General features: G+C 63.9%; 17 protein-coding genes. 7 read left to right on the forward strand and 10 right to left on the reverse strand.

What is annotated here, in order from left to right; translation table 11 throughout:
• Positions 1-126 precede the first annotated feature (126 nt).
• Positions 127-1,122, forward strand: coding sequence for an MBL fold metallo-hydrolase (locus tag VGN93_RS01705; protein WP_327506092.1), 996 nt, complete (start codon positions 127-129; stop codon positions 1,120-1,122).
• A gap of 111 nt (positions 1,123-1,233) precedes the next feature.
• On the opposite strand, the gene VGN93_RS01710 is transcribed toward VGN93_RS01705, so the two are convergent.
• On the reverse strand, positions 1,234-1,545 hold the full coding sequence (locus VGN93_RS01710) for a DUF1476 domain-containing protein (RefSeq protein ID WP_319310310.1): 312 nt from the start codon (positions 1,543-1,545) through the stop codon (positions 1,234-1,236).
• Positions 1,546-1,827: 282 nt separating this feature from the next.
• On the opposite strand from VGN93_RS01710, the gene guaB reads away from it, so the two are divergent.
• The 4 genes from guaB to VGN93_RS01730 all read left to right on the forward strand — a co-directional run bounded on the left by guaB (position 1,828) and on the right by VGN93_RS01730 (position 4,887).
• Positions 1,828-3,324 carry an IMP dehydrogenase gene (gene guaB / locus VGN93_RS01715; protein ID WP_327506093.1) on the forward strand — a complete coding sequence of 499 codons (1,497 nt, stop codon included), beginning with the start codon at positions 1,828-1,830 and terminating at the stop codon, positions 3,322-3,324.
• A 125-nt stretch (positions 3,325-3,449) separates the two neighbouring features.
• Positions 3,450-3,809 carry a hypothetical protein gene (locus VGN93_RS01720; protein ID WP_414713982.1) on the forward strand — a complete coding sequence of 120 codons (360 nt, stop codon included), beginning with the start codon at positions 3,450-3,452 and terminating at the stop codon, positions 3,807-3,809.
• A gap of 99 nt (positions 3,810-3,908) precedes the next feature.
• Positions 3,909-4,328, forward strand: a complete 420-nt coding sequence (locus VGN93_RS01725) for an MAPEG family protein (RefSeq protein WP_327506094.1) — start codon at positions 3,909-3,911, stop codon at positions 4,326-4,328.
• A 202-nt stretch (positions 4,329-4,530) separates the two neighbouring features.
• Complete coding sequence (locus VGN93_RS01730) at positions 4,531-4,887, forward strand: hypothetical protein (RefSeq protein WP_319310319.1); 357 nt, start codon at positions 4,531-4,533, stop codon at positions 4,885-4,887.
• A 65-nt stretch (positions 4,888-4,952) separates the two neighbouring features.
• Here VGN93_RS01730 and VGN93_RS01735 read toward each other — a convergent pair whose 3' ends face one another.
• Together VGN93_RS01735 and VGN93_RS01740 are read right to left on the reverse strand one after the other, a co-directional pair.
• The gene (locus VGN93_RS01735) at positions 4,953-5,525 is read right to left on the reverse strand and encodes a GNAT family N-acetyltransferase (protein ID WP_327506095.1); all 573 of its coding nucleotides are present in this window, start codon (positions 5,523-5,525) and stop codon (positions 4,953-4,955) included.
• Positions 5,519-6,472 (reverse strand): LysR substrate-binding domain-containing protein, encoded by a 954-nt coding sequence (locus VGN93_RS01740; RefSeq protein ID WP_319310323.1) that lies wholly within the window; start codon positions 6,470-6,472, stop codon positions 5,519-5,521. The genes VGN93_RS01735 and VGN93_RS01740 overlap by 7 nt, the downstream gene beginning before the upstream one ends.
• 279 nt (positions 6,473-6,751) lie before the next feature.
• Between VGN93_RS01740 and VGN93_RS01745 the strand changes: the two genes are divergently transcribed.
• Entirely contained in the window at positions 6,752-7,048 is a 297-nt protein-coding gene (locus tag VGN93_RS01745) for a DUF1127 domain-containing protein (RefSeq protein WP_319310325.1), read from the forward strand.
• 135 nt (positions 7,049-7,183) lie between these two features.
• Here the strand turns inward: VGN93_RS01745 and VGN93_RS01750 are convergent, their stop codons facing one another.
• From VGN93_RS01750 to VGN93_RS01775, 6 genes are all read right to left on the reverse strand, one after another.
• A complete protein-coding gene (locus VGN93_RS01750) occupies positions 7,184-8,026 on the reverse strand; it encodes a DUF937 domain-containing protein (protein ID WP_327506096.1) in 843 nt (280 codons plus the stop codon).
• Between the two features lie 86 nt (positions 8,027-8,112).
• Complete coding sequence (locus VGN93_RS01755) at positions 8,113-9,486, reverse strand: glutamate--cysteine ligase (RefSeq protein WP_327506097.1); 1,374 nt, start codon at positions 9,484-9,486, stop codon at positions 8,113-8,115.
• Between the two features lie 135 nt (positions 9,487-9,621).
• Positions 9,622-10,359, reverse strand: a complete 738-nt coding sequence (locus tag VGN93_RS01760) for a 16S rRNA (uracil(1498)-N(3))-methyltransferase (protein WP_327506098.1) — start codon at positions 10,357-10,359, stop codon at positions 9,622-9,624.
• A gap of 9 nt (positions 10,360-10,368) precedes the next feature.
• Positions 10,369-11,871: an inorganic phosphate transporter gene (locus tag VGN93_RS01765; protein ID WP_319310333.1), complete on the reverse strand. Its 1,503-nt coding sequence runs from the start codon at positions 11,869-11,871 to the stop codon at positions 10,369-10,371.
• 69 nt (positions 11,872-11,940) lie between these two features.
• Positions 11,941-12,453 (reverse strand): NUDIX hydrolase, encoded by a 513-nt coding sequence (locus VGN93_RS01770; RefSeq protein WP_327506099.1) that lies wholly within the window; start codon positions 12,451-12,453, stop codon positions 11,941-11,943.
• Positions 12,454-12,534: 81 nt separating this feature from the next.
• Positions 12,535-13,329: a FadR/GntR family transcriptional regulator gene (locus VGN93_RS01775; RefSeq protein ID WP_327506100.1), complete on the reverse strand. Its 795-nt coding sequence runs from the start codon at positions 13,327-13,329 to the stop codon at positions 12,535-12,537.
• 198 nt (positions 13,330-13,527) lie between these two features.
• On the opposite strand from VGN93_RS01775, the gene VGN93_RS01780 reads away from it, so the two are divergent.
• Positions 13,528-14,805 (forward strand): DUF3422 family protein, encoded by a 1,278-nt coding sequence (locus tag VGN93_RS01780; protein WP_327506101.1) that lies wholly within the window; start codon positions 13,528-13,530, stop codon positions 14,803-14,805.
• Between the two features lie 18 nt (positions 14,806-14,823).
• On the opposite strand, the gene VGN93_RS01785 is transcribed toward VGN93_RS01780, so the two are convergent.
• Positions 14,824-15,720 carry a LysR family transcriptional regulator gene (locus VGN93_RS01785; protein WP_327506102.1) on the reverse strand — a complete coding sequence of 299 codons (897 nt, stop codon included), beginning with the start codon at positions 15,718-15,720 and terminating at the stop codon, positions 14,824-14,826.
• Positions 15,721-15,753: the final 33 nt, after the last annotated feature.

Raw genomic sequence — 15,753 nt, forward strand, 5'->3', positions numbered from 1 at the left:
GATACGGCGTGCCCGGATCGTGACAGCGCCCTAGATGGACGCATGTCATCTTCATGCCGATGCCGTGCTCTACAGCTGGCGATGCAGGTGTTTCACGAACAGCTTTTCACAAAAAGAGGAAAGTCCATGGGAGACGTTTCGACAATCTCGCGCCGAGCCTTGTTTCTGGCCGCCGGCGTCAGCACATTGGCCGCGCCGCTGGTGCTGAACCCTGCGGCGGCCTTTGCCCAATCGGATACGGACGCCACCGATATGAGAGTGAGCCCCCTCGAAACACGCAGCTTCAAGCTCGGCAGCTTCCGCGTGCTCGTCGTGCGCGACGGCATGCGCCCCTCCGGCGCGCCCAACGAAACCTTCGGCGTCAACCAGTCGGCCGATGCCGTGGGCGCGCTGCTGACGGAAAACTTCCTGCCGGCCGACCAGTTCGTCAACAGCTTCGCGCCGACGCTCGTCGATACCGGCAGCGAAGTCGTGCTGTTCGATACGGGCATGGGCGAGGGTGGCCGGGAGGCCGGCATGGGCCGTCTGCTCGAAGGCTTGAAATATGCCGGCTACACGCCGGACCAGGTTTCCGTCGTGGTGATCACCCACATGCATGGCGACCATATCGGCGGGTTGATGGAGGGCGGCAAGCCGGCCTTTCCGAATGCGCGCTATGTCGCCGGCCGCACGGAATATGATTTCTGGGTCAATCCCGAGCGCATGGGCACGCCGGCCGAGCAGGGCCACCAGGGCGTGCTTGCCAAGGTGCAGCCGCTTGCCGAAAAGCTCACCTTCATCGAGGATGGCGGCGCGGTCGTGCCGGGCATTACCGGGCTCGATGCCTTCGGCCATTCGCCGGGCCATATGATCTTCCGCGTCGAATCGGAGGGCAGGGCGATCATCCTCACCGCGGATACGGCGAACCACTACGTGCTGTCGCTCCAGCGGCCGGATTGGGAAGTGCGTTTCGATATGGACAAGGCGCAGGCGGCGGCAACCCGCAAGAAGGTGTTCGACATGATCGCCACCGACAAGCTCGCCTTCATCGGCTACCACATGCCATTCCCGGCCGCCGGTTTCGTCGAGAAGGCCGGCGAGGGCTATCGCTTCGTGCCGGTCAGCTACCAGTTCGATATCTGATTTATTTCTCGCAATTCCGAACGCAAAACCGCTTCACACTTTTGCTGGAATTGCTTTTGAATCAAAAACGGCCCGCCTCATTATGGGCGGGCCGTTTCGTCAAAAAATCGTTCAGTAGCCGCCGCGCATCTCGCGGGCCACATCCTTCAGCATCACGACCATGCGGTCGCGCAATTCTTCGTCGGGACAGTTGACGCCCGCGGAGCGCAAGTCCGCGCGAATACGGTTGAAGGCTCCGTCCGGTGCAGTAACGTCGGCCACGGCCAACTCGCGGGAATATTGCTCACCATCGGGACGGCGCATGGTATTGGCGGCCCACAGGCCGATCAGAGCATTGCGGCGGGCCTGAGCCTTGAACTGAAATTCCTGCTGGTGGGCGAATTCGTCTTCGAGTGCGCGTGCTCTCTTCTTCAGTGCAGACATTGTTATTCCCCGTTTTCTCTGGTTGTTTCTTGTTGTTGGCCTTTCTGTCCTGGCCACGAAAACGGTTATACATGCGAAGATTTAAAAGAACGGCAGCAGGCACGGCTAAGATTTCGTCAACGCGGCAATGCGGGTCACTCGGCCGCTTTTGCTATTCCCAACCCGTCATGAACGTGTTACCAGCCCTCGCCAACTTCCAAGAATTTCTTGCAAGCGACCGAGGCGGACAACTCCCAATGTTCCCCTTGGTGCGTAAGCTTTACCCTTAAAGGAACTTGGCCCATGGCGCGCATTATTGAAACCGCAACCGGTCTCGAAGCTCTGACCTTCGACGACGTTCTCCTGCAGCCCGGTCACTCCGAGGTCATGCCGGGCCAGACGAACATCGCGACCCGCATCGCCCACGACTTCGATCTCAACCTGCCGATCCTCTCCTCCGCCATGGACACGGTGACGGAAAGCCGTCTCGCCATCGCCATGGCGCAGGCGGGCGGCCTCGGCGTCATCCACCGCAACCTGACGCCCGCCGAACAGGCCGAGGAAGTCCGCCAGGTCAAGAAGTTCGAAAGCGGCATGGTCGTCAATCCGGTGACGATCGGCCCCGATGCCACGCTCGCCGATGCGCTGTCGCTGATGAAGGCGCATGGTATTTCCGGCATCCCGGTCGTCGAAAACGGCGGTAACGGCAAGGCCGGCCGCCTCGTCGGCATTCTCACGAACCGCGACGTGCGCTTCGCCTCCGATCCGAACCAGAAGATCTACGAACTGATGACCCGTGAGAACCTCGTCACGGTGAAGGAAAGCGTCGACCAGCAGGAAGCCAAGCGCCTGCTGCACTCGCACCGCATCGAAAAGCTGCTGGTCGTCGACGGCGACGGCCGCTGTGTCGGCCTCATCACGGTCAAGGACATCGAGAAGTCGCAGCTCAATCCCAATGCCTCCAAGGATGCACAGGGCCGCCTGCGCGCCGCCGCCGCCATCTCCGTCGGCGACGACGGTTTCGAGCGCGCCGAGCGCCTCATCGATGCCGGCGTCGACCTCATCGTCGTGGATACCGCGCACGGCCATTCGCAGCGCGTCCTCGATGCCGTCGGCCGCGTGAAAAAACTGTCGAACTCGGTGCGCATCATGGCCGGCAACGTCGCGACGTCGAGCGGCACCAAGGCGCTGATCGATGCCGGCGCCGACGCCGTCAAGGTCGGCATCGGCCCGGGCTCGATCTGCACCACCCGCATCGTCGCCGGCGTCGGCGTGCCGCAGCTCGCCGCCATCATGGCCTCGGTCGAGGCGGCGCATGCCCAGGACATTCCGGTCATCGCCGATGGCGGCATCAAGTTCTCCGGCGACCTTGCGAAGGCGATCGCCGCCGGCTCTTCGGCCGTCATGATCGGCTCGCTGCTCGCCGGCACGGATGAAAGCCCGGGCGAGGTGTTTCTCTACCAGGGCCGCTCCTTCAAGGCCTATCGCGGCATGGGCTCCGTCGGCGCCATGGCGCGCGGCTCGGCAGACCGCTACTTCCAGGCGGAAGTGCGCGACACGCTGAAGCTGGTGCCGGAAGGCATCGAAGGCCAGGTGCCCTACAAGGGACCGGTCTCGGGCGTGCTGCACCAGCTCGCCGGCGGCCTCAAGGCCTCGATGGGCTATGTCGGCGGTCATGACATCAAGGACTATCAGGAGAAGGCGACCTTCGTGCGCATCTCCGGCGCGGGGCTTCGCGAAAGCCACGCCCATGACGTGACGATCACCCGCGAAAGCCCGAACTATCCGGGCGCCGTCTGATCATTCGGCACTTGCTGATAAGCCTGAAAATGCCCGGCCTTGCCGGGCATTTCCGTCTTCACGGATGCATGATTCCTGCTAGGATCGCGCACCGGCAATCTCGCCGGTTTCATCTGGGGGACATCATGAAGAAGATACTGGCTGGCGCCCTTCTGGGCCTTGCGCTGGTCGCGCCTGCACACGCGCAGACCGTCAATGCCGGCACCTACAATGTGGAAGGCACCAACCTCGACGGCTCGGCCTATAACGGCACGGCGACGATCGAGCTGACGAGCGAGACGACCTGCTCGATCGAATGGCATACGGGCTCCACCACCTCGAACGGCATCTGCATGCTCTATGGCGATGCCTTCGCCGCCGGCTATGTGCTCGACGATGCCGTCGGCCTCATCGTCTATGACGTCCAGGGCGACGGGTCGCTGCACGGTGCCTGGACGATCAGCGGAAAGGACGGTTCGGGTACGGAAGTCCTCACCCCGCAATAACAGGCTTTCCCCTTCGGCTTGCCGGGACGGCCCTTTCCGGTTGAGGCTTCGGCCGGAAACCCCTATTCATCGGTCGAAACGACAAGCCGAAGGATCCTCATGTCTCCCACGGAAGCCACGATCTGGCCGATGATCGCGCATGTCGCGCTCGTCTTCTGCCTCTATGTGCTGCTGTCGCTCCGCCGCGTCGGCGCAGTCAAGGAAGGGCGCGCGAGCGTCGCGCAGTTCCGCGAGAACCGCGAGGAGCCGGCCGAAAGCCTCATCGTCAAGAACTGCCTTGCCAACCAGTTCGAGCTGCCCGTGCTGTTCTACGCGGTCAGCATCCTGCTCTACCTCGTCGATGCCGATAATCCGGTGACCGTGGCGGGCGGCTGGCTGTTCGTGGCGCTGCGTTATGCGCATGCCTATGTGCATGTCACCAGCAACCGCATCCGCTACCGCCGGCCGCTGTTCATCGCGGGCCTGGCCGTCGTCGGCCTGCTGTGGATCTGGCTCGCCACCTGGCTCGCCTTGACCTGACTTGCTGAAGAAGAATCTCGCGTGACGGTTGCTCGCCCCGAATAAAGCAAATGACTGATCCGTTTGAGAAAACGGGGCCAGGCTCCAGCGAGCCCGGCCCCGTTTCTTTGAGGGGCAACAGAACCATCGCGCGCATGCGGCCAAGCAAAATATTGCAGCATCAGGTGAGCGGTTTCATCATCACACGAACAGGATCATTCCCGTGAAATTTATCGCCACCAAATCGATCGCCGCGCTTGCAGCGGCGGTGCTGTTCATCTCTGCGCCGGTCGCCTTCGCCGCCGGCATGAAATTCGATATCAAGAACGACTCCGGCTACATCATCGACGGTTTCTACACCGGCGAGGGTGGCGAATGGAGCGCCAACTGGATGAACTTCAAGCTCAGCGCCAACGAGACGGCGAACATGGAGTTCAACTACGACGGCCCCTGCGACATCGAATTCTACGTGACCTGGGAAGCCGAGGACGGCTCCAGCATCAAGGGTGACGAGACGACGATCAATATCTGCGAGGCCAGCACCATCTATTTCGATGGCAAGGAAGCCACCTACGACTGATCGCTCGCGCATCGTGAGGAACGGCAGCCCCGGTGAGGCAACGCACCGGGGCTTTTTGTTGGGGCTTATTCGGTGATCGTGAGCCGCATGGCGCAGCGTGTGTCGCGGGCCAGTCCGTGTTCGGCTTCGAGCGCGAGCACGCGATCGAGGCGCGGCGAAAGATCCGCCTCGTCGAGCGTGCGGAAACCGAGCCGCTCGTAATAGGGGCAGTTCCAGGGGATGGTGCGGAAGGTGGTGAGCGTCACCGCGGCGAGGCCGCGTGCGACCGCCTCGTCGATGGCGCGCCGGATCAGCTTGCGGCCGATGCCGAAACCCTGGTGCAGGTGGTCGACGGAAATCTCTTCGATATGCAGCTCGCCATCGGCCACCTCCGCGCTCAGAAAGCCGACGGGATAGTCGCCATCGGCCGCGGCCACGAAGTTCGTTCCCTGCGCGATCATCGCCTCGTGCCGCTCAGCGCTCTGCACGTCGCCGACGGCAAGCCACGAGAAGGCCTCGATCAGCCGAAAGGCCTGCGCGGCCGAGCGTTCGATCTGGCGGAGCGTCTCGATCTCGTCGGCGCGGGCAAGCCGTATCGTCACCTTCGACGGCCCGGCCTTGCCTGCGGGAATGCCGTCGAGGGGAAGCTGTGTCACCATCCGGGCAGGATATTCCCCTGCCGCGCCCGCGGCACGCGCGGGAAGAGCTTGACCTCGGCTTCGGGCAGATCATCGGCGGCGGAAAGCGGCGTGATGTTGTCGAGACAGGCGGTGATATGGCTGGTGATGGCATTGGAAAGCGACGGCGACAGGCCCGGCCGCCGCATGATGCCGATCTGCACGGGGGCGAGCGGCGGGAAACCGTCCGCCTGCGTCAGCACCTTCATGCCGGGGCGCAATGCCGATTCCGGTAGCACCGAAACGGACATGCCCGCCATGACGGCGGCGGCGACGACGGTCGACGACCAGCTGGTGAACAGGACCTGGTAATCGCGCCCGACGGAATCGAGCGCCGCGCAGGCGATCTGCCGCCACTGGCAGTCACGCCGGCCGACGGCGAGCGGCACCGGCGCGTTTTCCTGCAGCGGATGGTTGGCCGACATGACCCAGCAGAGCGGCTCGGTGCGTACCACGTCCGACTGGCGCTGGCGCGGATTGTGGGTGACGAGCGCGATGTCGAGTTCGCCCTTCGCCATCTTCTCCGCAAGGTCCACCGAGGGTTCGCAGACGATGTAAAGTTCGACATTCGGATGCGTCTTGGCGAACCGCATGATGATTTCGGGCATGTAGCGGTCGGCATAATCGTCGGGCGTGCCGATGCGCAGCGTGCCTTCCAGGCGGTTGTCGTCGAAGGCGGCGATGGCCTCGTTGTTGAGGCGCAGCATGCGGCGCGCGAAGTTGAGCAGCCGGTCGCCTTCCGCCGTCAAGCGGTTGCCGCGGCCGTCCTTCATGAAGAGCTGTTTGCCGATGCGCTCTTCGAGACGCCGCATCTGCATGGAGACGGCCGACTGCGTCTTGAACACCCGCTCGGCGGCGCGGGTAAAGCTTCCCGTATCGGCAATCGCGACGAAGGTCTGGAGCTGGTCGATGTCTAAGGGAGCGGACATGGATACACCCATAAGATTGTTTGATTGATACCATTAGAAACATTCGTTGGACTGATCAATGGCTTTCTGCGAAAAAGCAATTGTTGAACGATTGACGCCGTAGCCGATCAGTCGCTTGGCAGGATCTGCCGCTTTCGCCACGACCTCCCGGCAAGCGGCTCTTCTTGAAACCGGATAGTTGAACCGCCGCCCGGCCCCTGCCGGCGGTGAATGATTACAGGCGCCGTGCGAAACCCCATCGAAGGACGATGGATCGCCGAGCCGGAAAGGAGAAATGCCATGCGCATGATCGAACGTAGACTGGAAATCGATATTCTCGCGAACCGCCGCCCGGCTCCGAGCGTCCTCGTCCGTGTCCGCAATGCCGTCTACAGCTTTGCTCGCGCCTGGCAGAATCGCCGCGTGATCAACCGGTTGAGCGAACTCGACGACCACCAGCTCCTCGATATGGGGCTGCGCCGCAGCGACGTCCGGGAGGTCATGACCTCCTCGTTCTTCTCCGATGCCGGCTTGCACCTGACGATCGCGGCGCGCGAGCGCGCCCGCCGTCACCTGCGCAATGGTCGCATGGATTGATTTCCCTCGGCGCCGGCCTACCTCCCGGCATGGCGCCAAACTTCCCCGCAGGGTGAGAGCCAATAACCCTGCCGCTTGCCCGACGTGCGACTCCCAAGGTCCGCGTCGGGCTTTTTCAATTTTCCCGCCGAAATGTCAGGGCTTCTTGCCGCCGTCCGGGCCCACGCCGTTGCGCATGGTCTCGAAGATGGATTCGATGTTGCGCTGGTAATCCTTCTGCATGTCGAGGCCGGCATCGAACATCGTGTTGACGAAGCTCGTCAGCGAATCCGCCGGCGAGGCTGCCGGCTCGCTCGGCTTGGCGGTTGCCGCCGGCTGCCCGCCCATGTTCGCCATCATGTCCTGGAAGGCCTTGGCGAAAGGATTGTCGGTGAAGGGGTTGGCCGCCGTTGCATCCTTCTTCTGGCCGCCGCCGAAGAATTCCTGCGCGGCCTGGGTGAAGGGATTGTCGAAGGGATTGGCCGGCGTCGGCTTCTTGGCGAAACCCGTCGCCTCCGCCCATTGCTGCATCATGTCGGCAAAGGGATTGGCCTGCGCCGTGCCGCCCGGAAAGAACGGCGCGAAGGACTGCTTGAAGATGCCGCCCATCAGCGTGCTCGCCATGGCCGGCAGCATCTGCTTGTAGATTTCCTGGCCGATGCCGGTCATCTGCGCGGCCTGCGCGGCGATGGCGCGCGACACCTCCTTGTTGCCGAAGAGGTGGCCGAGAATGCCGTTGCCCTCGGCCATGCCCTGAGGCGTGAAGGCCTTGCTCATGTCCTCGAAATACTTGGCATGCTCGCCGGTCGTCAGCGCCTGCATGAAGGCGGCGAGATCATAGGGATTGGCGGCGTTGCGCTTGAAGCCCTCGGAAAAGGCCGGCATCAGCGCGGCGACGGCCTTGGCCGCCTGTTCCTGCGCCAGGCCGAACTGCCGCGCCATGGTCTCCACGGCATTGCCGTTCTGCGCCTGCATCATCATGTCGTAGAGCGAAAGCATGGGCGGACCCCTTCCCGTTAGCAGGCATGTGACTGCACTATAACGGGAATTTCGGCCGCGCAAACCGCTTTTTCAGGGCGCAGGGCTCAGTACTGGTAGTCGGTGAAGACCGGCTCGACCGAGCCGTTCCAGCGGCCGTTGTAGAGCGCCAGCATGTCTTCCGCGAGCGTCGCCTTCTTCGCCAGCACCTCGTCGAGCGGTGCGAGGAAAATCGTCTCGTCGACGCCGTCGCCATTGAGGCGGGCGCGGGCCTTCAGACCCTGGCGGGAGATGGACACCACTTCGCGCGCAACGTCGAAGAGCGGCTTGCCGCGGAAATCGGCCCGGAGGCCCTGCGCCGGCACGGTGTCGCGCAACGCCTGGACTTCCTCGACCGTCCAGTCGCGCGTCAGCGCTTCGGCGGCGTCGAGCGCGCCGTCGTCATAGAGCAGGCCGACCCAGAAGGCCGGCAGCGCACAGATGCGCCGCCACGGGCCGCCGTCCGCACCGCGCATTTCGAGGAAGCGCTTCAGCCGCACATCCGGGAAGAGCGTGGAAAGGTGGTTCGTCCAGTCGCCGAGGTTCGGCTCCCAGTCGGCGACCGCGCCCTTCAGCGCGCCGGCCATGAACTGGCGGAAGGTGATATCGGTGCAGTCGCGGTACTTGCCGTCGCGTACGATGAAATACATCGGCACGTCGAGCGCCCATTCCACATAGTCGATAAAGCCGAAATCCGGCTTGAAGGCGAAGGGGATGAGGCCGGCGCGGTTGTTGTCCGTGTCGCGCCAGATATCGCCGCGCCAGGAGAGCAAGCCGTTCGGCTTGCCCTCGGTGAAGGGCGAGGAGGCGAAGAGGGCGGTCGCCATCGATTGCAGCTTCAGCGATACCTGCATCTTGCGGCGCATGTCGACTTCGGAGGAGAAGTCGAGGTTCACCTGGATGGTACAGGTGCGGTACATCATGTCGAGACCCTGGCTGCCGACCTTCGGCATGTAGCGGGTCATGATGTCGTAGCGGCTCTTTGGCATGCGCGGGGTTTCAGCGGATGTCCATTTCGGGCTGCCGCCCATGCCGAGGAAGCGGATGCCGAGCGGCTCGGCGATCTCGCGCAAGGTTGCCAGGTGCTGGTTCGATTCCTTGCAGGTCTGGTGCAGGTTTTCGAGTGGGGCGCCGGACAGCTCGAACTGGCCGCCGGGCTCCAGCGAGATCGCGCCCATGCCGGTGGGTTCGGCAAGGCCGATGATGTTGCCGGCGTCCATGATCGGCTCCCAGCCGGTCTTGGCCTGCATGCCGTTGAGCAGCGCCGAAATGCTGGCCTCGCCGGAATAGGGCACGGGACTGTTGTCGGCCGTAAAGAAGACGAATTTCTCATGCTCGGTGCCGATACGGAACTTCTCCTTCGGCTTGTTGCCGTCGGCGAGGTATTCGGCCAGGTCTGCAACGGAGCGGACCGGCGTCTGGTCGGTGGTATCACGGGCCATGGGCGTCTTCTTCTGAACGGATGCGCCCGGCGGAGCCGCGGGCATGGGAGGGTGCTTGGACCGGAATTAGATGCGGTGCAAGCGAATTCCTTTCAAGGCAGATTCAAAAAAACCCATTCGACTTTTCGCCCTGATTTAGGTCCAGTCGCCGATCGCGGCCTGGATGACGGCCATCGCCGCGACGGCCGCGGTGTCGGCGCGCAGGATGCGCGGCCCGAGCGGAATGGGCGTCACGAAATCGAGGCTGCGCAGCAGCCTGCGCTCCTCGTCGGAAAATCCGCCTTCCGGGCCGACCAGCAAAGCGAGCTTGCGCTCCTTGATCTTTTGCAGCGCCGGCAACGGGTTCTGGCTGCCGTGGCCCTCGTCGCAGAAGATGATGCGGCGCTCGCGCGGCCAGTCGGAAAGCAGGTCCTCCAGCTTGCGCGGGGCGGCGACGGTGGGGATCGCCAGAATGCCGCACTGTTCCGCCGCCTCGACGGCATTGGCCTCCAGCCGCTCCATGCTGGTGATCTTGCCCTGCACATGCTGCGTCATGACAGGCTGAAGCACGCCCGCACCCATTTCCACGGCCTTCTGCACGAGATAATCCAGCCGGCCGACCTTGAGAGGCGCAAAGAGATAGTGCAGATCGGACGGTGCGGGCTGCGGCCGGGTCTGTTCCACCGGCGTCAGCAGCAGGCGCTTGCGCGTCGGCAGCGAAAGCGTCGCCTGCCACTCGCCGTCGCGCCCGTTGAACAGCAGCACGGCATCGCCGTCCGCCATGCGCAGCACGGTGCTCAGATAGTGAAAATGCTCCTTCGACGCCTCGATGGCCTGCCCCTGTGCAAGGGCGTCGCCGACGAAGAGACGTTGCATCCGGTAATTGGCACGCATGGTGGTTTCTCAGGTGAAAAGCGCGTTGAGGATGAGAAAGACGACCGCGGAGAGGATCGCCGAGACGGGCAGCGTCACGATCCAGGCCGAGACGATCGTCATGAAATGCGAGCGGCGCACGAGATAGCGCCGGCGCGTCTCATCGAGGTTCGCCGGCGGTTCTTCCGGCGCGATGCCGTTGCCGCGATTGCGGATGTAGTCGATGCGGCGCTGGGAGTTGCGGGTGTACCATTCGCGAAACAGCCCGACACCGAACACCGCGCCGACGGCGATATGGGTGGACGAAACCGGAATGGCGAAGGCCGAGGCCGTCAGCACCGCGACGGCGGAGGAGAGCGCCACGCAGAAGGCGCGCATCGGATTGAGCTTGGTGATCTCGCTGCCGACGATGCGGATGAGGCGCGGTCCGAAGAGCAGCAGGCCGAGCGAAATGCCGAAGGCGCCGATCACCATCACCCAGAGCGGGATCAGCCCGTTGGCGCCCGCGCTGCCGGAGCGCAGCGCCGACACCACGCCATAGAGCGGGCCGACGGCGTTCGACACGTCGTTGGCGCCATGGGCGAAGGAGAGCAGGGCTGCGGAACAGATCAGCGGCAGGCGAAAGAGCGTGCGCAGCGACTGGTTGCGGTTGTCGAGGCCTTCCGCATGGCGGCGGATGATCGGCCGCGTCACCGCATAGGTGATGATGCCGAAGACGAGGCCGACGACGAGCGCCCGGCCGATCGGCACATGATAGAAGCCGTTGGTGCCGCCATTGGCGATGAAGGCGGCGAAGGCGCCGGCCATGAGGGCGACGAGCACGGGAACCCAGGTCTTGGCCGCGGCGATCTTGTCCTCGCGGTAGATGATGAATTCCTTGATGAAATAGAGGAACAGCGCCGCGATGACGCCGCCGAGGATCGGCGAGACGGTCCAGCTGACGACGATGACGGCGATCGCGTCCCATTGCACGCTGTGGAAGCCGGTTGCCGCCGCACCCGCGCCGATGACGCCGCCGATGATGGCGTGGGTGGTGGAGATCGGCGCGTTGGCGAGCGTCGCGATATTGATCCAGAGGGCTGCGGAGACCAGCGCCGCCATCATCGCCCAGGCGAAAACCTCGGGGCTCGGGAAGATGGCGGGGTCGACGATGCCGGAGGCGACCGTCGCGGCCACGCCCTGGCCGGCGAGAAGCGCGCCGGCGATCTCGAAGATGGCGGCGATGACAAGCGCCGTGCCCATGCTCATGGCGCGCGCGCCGACGGCCGCACCCACATTGTTCGTCACATCGTTTGCGCCGATGTTCATGGCCATGTAGGCGGCGAGCGCGGCGGTAACCGCAATCACCAGCACGCCCGGCGTGCCGGTGGCGAAACTATCGGCGACGGCCATGGTGATCAGCAGGAAGACCAGCGAAATGCCGACACCCGTCCAGGACTTCAGCACGAAGTGCGTCGCCTGTTCGGTGAAGGTGAATTTTTCGAGGTCCTTGTCCAGCGTGGGCTTGCCCCGCTGGACCTGTGAATTGGCCATTCAAGCTGCTCCGTTTTGCCCAGACGCACTATCGCTTCAAGGCATCGGCGGCAATATGACAATGATGGATCAGGCGCCCGTCGTGCCGTTTTTCGGCTTGGGCGCGAGTTCGGCGAGCATCTTTTCCTCGAAGGCGAGGAGGAGGCTCTTCAGGCCCGGCTCCTGCACGCGGTTTGCCGCCTCGATGCAATCGACCCATTCGGCGCGCCGTTCGCCCTTTTCCGGAAAGTTCTTGCAGATGTCGTCGACGACGAGCGGGAAGACGCGCACCCGGCAATCGACCTTGAGCCCCTCGGGAAGGCCCTTCATGTAGCGGTAGCTGCCGATCGGCTCCTGGCTGATCCTGCCCTTCACGCCGGCCTCTTCCCAGGCCTCGCGTTCGGCCGCGGCGGCGGCACTCTTGCCGTCCATCGGCCAGCCCTTGGGAATGACCCAGCGGCCGGTGTCCCGGCTGGTGATGAGAAGAACCTCGACACCCGAACGCTTCTTCTTCACGCGATAGCACAACGCGCCATATTGCTCCCGGACGGGCCGACGGAACATGAGATGGACGTCGCTGACAATGCGGTCGAGAATGTTCAAGGTCTTCCTGATTCCTTTCATGGGGAACGGCTTATCGAGTCGGTATATTCTATCATGCTTGCGCGAGATTTACGGCGCAAGTCAGGCTTGTGGGGAATGGCCGCGCTTTTGCATGCGAAGCTGTGAAATCCTCTGCCATTCGCCGCTGCGTTCGGCGTCACGGATTGCGACGGCAATATAGTCCATATGCGCCTGGGCGGCATGTCTTGCTGCATTTCCGTCACCCGCCATGATGGCCGCGTAGATCGCCTCGTGCTGGGCGAGCAACTGGCCGCGTGCCTCTTCGGACGAGAAAACGAGATGGCGGTGGAAAAAGATCCCTTGCGCCAGCAGCCGGTAGCAGGCGCGCAGCGTATGCAGCAGCACGATATTGTGCGCCGCCTCGCCGATGGCGTTGTGCAATTCCACATCCGTCTCGAGTTCGGCATCGAAGGAGCCGGTCGCATGCGCCGCGCGCATCGCCTGCATGATGCGCGTCAGCATCTGCCGGTCGTAGGCGGTGGCGCGGCGGGCGGCGAGATCGGCGGTGATGCCTTCGAGCTCGCGGCGATACTCGATGTAATCTTCCGTCGCCCGCTGGTGGCGGGCGATGAGATCGACGACGGGACGCGAAAAGACCTGGCCGATAATGTCGGCCACATAGGTGCCGCCGCCGTGCTGGCTGATGAGCAGCCCGCGGTTCTCAAGCTCTTTCAGCGCCTCGCGCAGGATCGGCCGCGACACGTCGAGGCGCTTGGAAAGCTCGCGCTCGCCGGGCAGCCGGTCGCCGTCGCGCAGGATGCCTTCGAGCAGCAACAGCTCGATCTGCCGCACGACCTCGTCGGCGGTGCGGCTGTGGCTGATGCGGGCGAAAAGGTCGAAGGCGGTGTCGGTCACGGCCGCGATAGTATCAACGCGGCCGGAAACTGGTCAACAATCTTGTCCAGTCTGCAGCAATTCCAGGAAAAGTGGGAACGGTTTTCCGTCCGGAATTGCGCAACGCTTGAGTTCTTCAACCTGCGTCAATGCGTCCTATCTCTCGGCCCCTGACATTTGTTAAGAAAGAACTGTTGCACATGAGGGGACGGTGCAGACATGGCAAATGGCAGCTTCGCCTTTCCGCAGGCGACCGCGCGTGCGCAGGCGCTCGGGGAAATTCACGCAAGACCATACGCGCTGGTGCCGGTGCCGCGCGTCATCTTCCAGCTCGCCTTCCTGACGGAGGGCGGCTCGGCGGTCGATCATGCCGTGATGGCGGAGCTTTCGCGTTCGCGCGGCATCTCGCCGCCGGGGCGCGATTCCAGCCACCACGCGCTGAGCTGGGGGCAGGGCACGCTGCGCTGGGAGCGGCACACGGAATTCTCGACCTATTTCTGGGACGGGCCGGTGCCGGACAAGTTCGGCGCCGAGGTGGCGGTGCATCCCTTCGGCGACAGCTTTTCGCCGCCCGGCACGCTGATCTCCGGAATCCGGCTGGAAATCCGGCCCGATTCGCCGGAAACCCGCGAGGCGATTGCCGCCTTCGACCCGACGAGCCTCTGTTACAGCGAGATCAAGAACGGCCAGGCGATGATCCTAACCGACTTCCGCCAGAACGGCGACGGGCTGACGCAGATCCTCGTCATCGACCGCGGCATGAACGAGGCCGGGCGCGGTGCGGTCGTGCAGCGCCTGCTCGATATCGAGACCTATCGCACGCTCGCCATGATGGGCCTGCCGCTCGCCCAGTCGCTCTCGCCGGATATCCGCCGCATCGAGGACGGGCTGACCGGCATCACCAATGCCATGAAGCAGCACGCCCGCGACAAGGCGGACGAACTGCTGACCGAGATCACCCGCCTTGCCGCCGAGCTGGAGGCCAACGCCGCCCTCAGCCTCTACCGTTTCGGCGCCAGCCGCGCCTATTACGGCATCGTGCAGGAGCGCATCCGAACGCTGGCGGAGACCGCTGTGCCCGGTTACGAAACGCTCGGCTTCTTCCTGGAACGCCGGCTTGCACCCGCCATGCGCACCTGCCAGTCCGTCGAGGAGCGGCAGGCGAACCTCTCGCGCAAGCTCGCCCGCGCCACAGCGCTGCTCAGGAGCTGGATCGACGTGGAGCTGGAACAGCTCAACACGACGCTGCTCAACTCCATGGACCGGCGCGCGAAATTGCAGCTCCGCCTGCAGCAGACCGTCGAAGGCCTGTCAGTCGCGGCGATCTCCTATTATGTCGTGGGCCTGTTCGGTTATGTGGCGAAGGCGGCGCATGGGCTCGGCGTGCCGGTCAAACCGGAAACGCTGACCGGCATCGCGGTGCCCTTCGTCATCGTCGGCATGTGGCTGCTCGTGCGCGCCATCCGGCAACGCCATGCCGAAGAGGACAAACACTAGCGATTCCCAAACACCCGATCAGCGTTCCCAATAGGGCAGGGGGCCGTAGAGATCGGCGAGATAATCGATGAACAGCCGCACCTTGACCGGCAGGAACTGCCGGCTTGGATAGACCGCCGAGAGCACGACATTGCGCGAGCCCTCATAGTCCGGCAGCACCTGCTTCAACTCGCCGTTCTTCAGTGCCAGCCCGACATCCCAGGTGGAGCGCAACGCGACCCCCAGGCCCGAAAACACCGCCTCGCGCACCACTTCGCTCGAATTGGTGTAGAGCGGCCCCTGCGGGCGATAGTTGACGCTGCCCTCCGGCCCCTCCAGCCGCCAGACATCCTGCGTATGCGGCGGCAGGCAGATATGGTTGGCAAGGTCTTCCAGCGAGGTCGGCATGCCGTGGCGGGCGATGTAATCCGGCGAGGCGCAGAGCACGCGCCGGACCGAGGCGAGCCTGCGGGCGACCAGCGAGGAATCCGACAATTCGCCGATGCGGATGGCGAGATCGAACCCGCCGCCGACGATGTCGGAAAAATCGTCGGTCAGCATCAGGTTGACGACGAGCTCCGGATAGGTGTCCATGAAGCCCCTGAGATTGGGCGCGATATGCATGCGGCCGAAGGAGGTGGGCGCGGAAATGCGGAGCGTGCCGCGCACGGCGCCGGAGCGGCCGGAGACGAAGGCCTCCGCCTCCTCGATGCCGGCGAGGATGCCGACGATGCGGTCATAAAAGCCTTGGCCGGCCTCGGTGAGCGATATCTGCCGCGTGGTACGCTGGAAGAGCCTTGTGCCGAGGCGTTCTTCCAGTCTTTTCACGCGCTTGGAGACCACGGCCGGCGACAGTCCCAAGGCCCGTCCCGCGGCCGACATGCTGCCCATGGCAATGACGCGGGAGAAGATTTCGAGGTCGCCGAGATTGGTCATTCCATCGCATTCCATTGTTGCCGAAGCGGAGAA

It is taken from the genome of Shinella sp., from assembly GCF_035998705.1.
Lineage (GTDB): Bacteria > Pseudomonadota > Alphaproteobacteria > Rhizobiales > Rhizobiaceae > Shinella.

Excerpts from the sequence above, each read along its gene's own strand:
- VGN93_RS01765 (WP_319310333.1), bottom strand. The coding sequence starts at position 11,871 with ATGGCCAATTCACAGGTCCAGCGGGGCAAGCCCACGCTGGACAAGGAC.
- VGN93_RS01785 (WP_327506102.1), bottom strand. The coding sequence starts at position 15,720 with ATGACCAATCTCGGCGACCTCGAAATCTTCTCCCGCGTCATTGCCATG.
- VGN93_RS01735 (WP_327506095.1), bottom strand. The coding sequence starts at position 5,525 with ATGGTGACACAGCTTCCCCTCGACGGCATTCCCGCAGGCAAGGCCGGG.
- VGN93_RS01710 (WP_319310310.1), bottom strand. The coding sequence starts at position 1,545 with ATGTCTGCACTGAAGAAGAGAGCACGCGCACTCGAAGACGAATTCGCC.
- VGN93_RS01780 (WP_327506101.1), top strand. The coding sequence starts at position 13,528 with ATGGCAAATGGCAGCTTCGCCTTTCCGCAGGCGACCGCGCGTGCGCAG.
- guaB (WP_327506093.1), top strand. The coding sequence starts at position 1,828 with ATGGCGCGCATTATTGAAACCGCAACCGGTCTCGAAGCTCTGACCTTC.
- VGN93_RS01725 (WP_327506094.1), top strand. The coding sequence starts at position 3,909 with ATGTCTCCCACGGAAGCCACGATCTGGCCGATGATCGCGCATGTCGCG.
- VGN93_RS01705 (WP_327506092.1), top strand. The coding sequence starts at position 127 with ATGGGAGACGTTTCGACAATCTCGCGCCGAGCCTTGTTTCTGGCCGCC.
- VGN93_RS01740 (WP_319310323.1), bottom strand. The coding sequence starts at position 6,472 with ATGTCCGCTCCCTTAGACATCGACCAGCTCCAGACCTTCGTCGCGATT.
- VGN93_RS01745 (WP_319310325.1), top strand. The coding sequence starts at position 6,752 with ATGCGCATGATCGAACGTAGACTGGAAATCGATATTCTCGCGAACCGC.
- VGN93_RS01755 (WP_327506097.1), bottom strand. The coding sequence starts at position 9,486 with ATGGCCCGTGATACCACCGACCAGACGCCGGTCCGCTCCGTTGCAGAC.
- VGN93_RS01750 (WP_327506096.1), bottom strand. The coding sequence starts at position 8,026 with ATGCTTTCGCTCTACGACATGATGATGCAGGCGCAGAACGGCAATGCC.
- VGN93_RS01720 (WP_414713982.1), top strand. The coding sequence starts at position 3,450 with ATGAAGAAGATACTGGCTGGCGCCCTTCTGGGCCTTGCGCTGGTCGCG.
- VGN93_RS01760 (WP_327506098.1), bottom strand. The coding sequence starts at position 10,359 with ATGCGTGCCAATTACCGGATGCAACGTCTCTTCGTCGGCGACGCCCTT.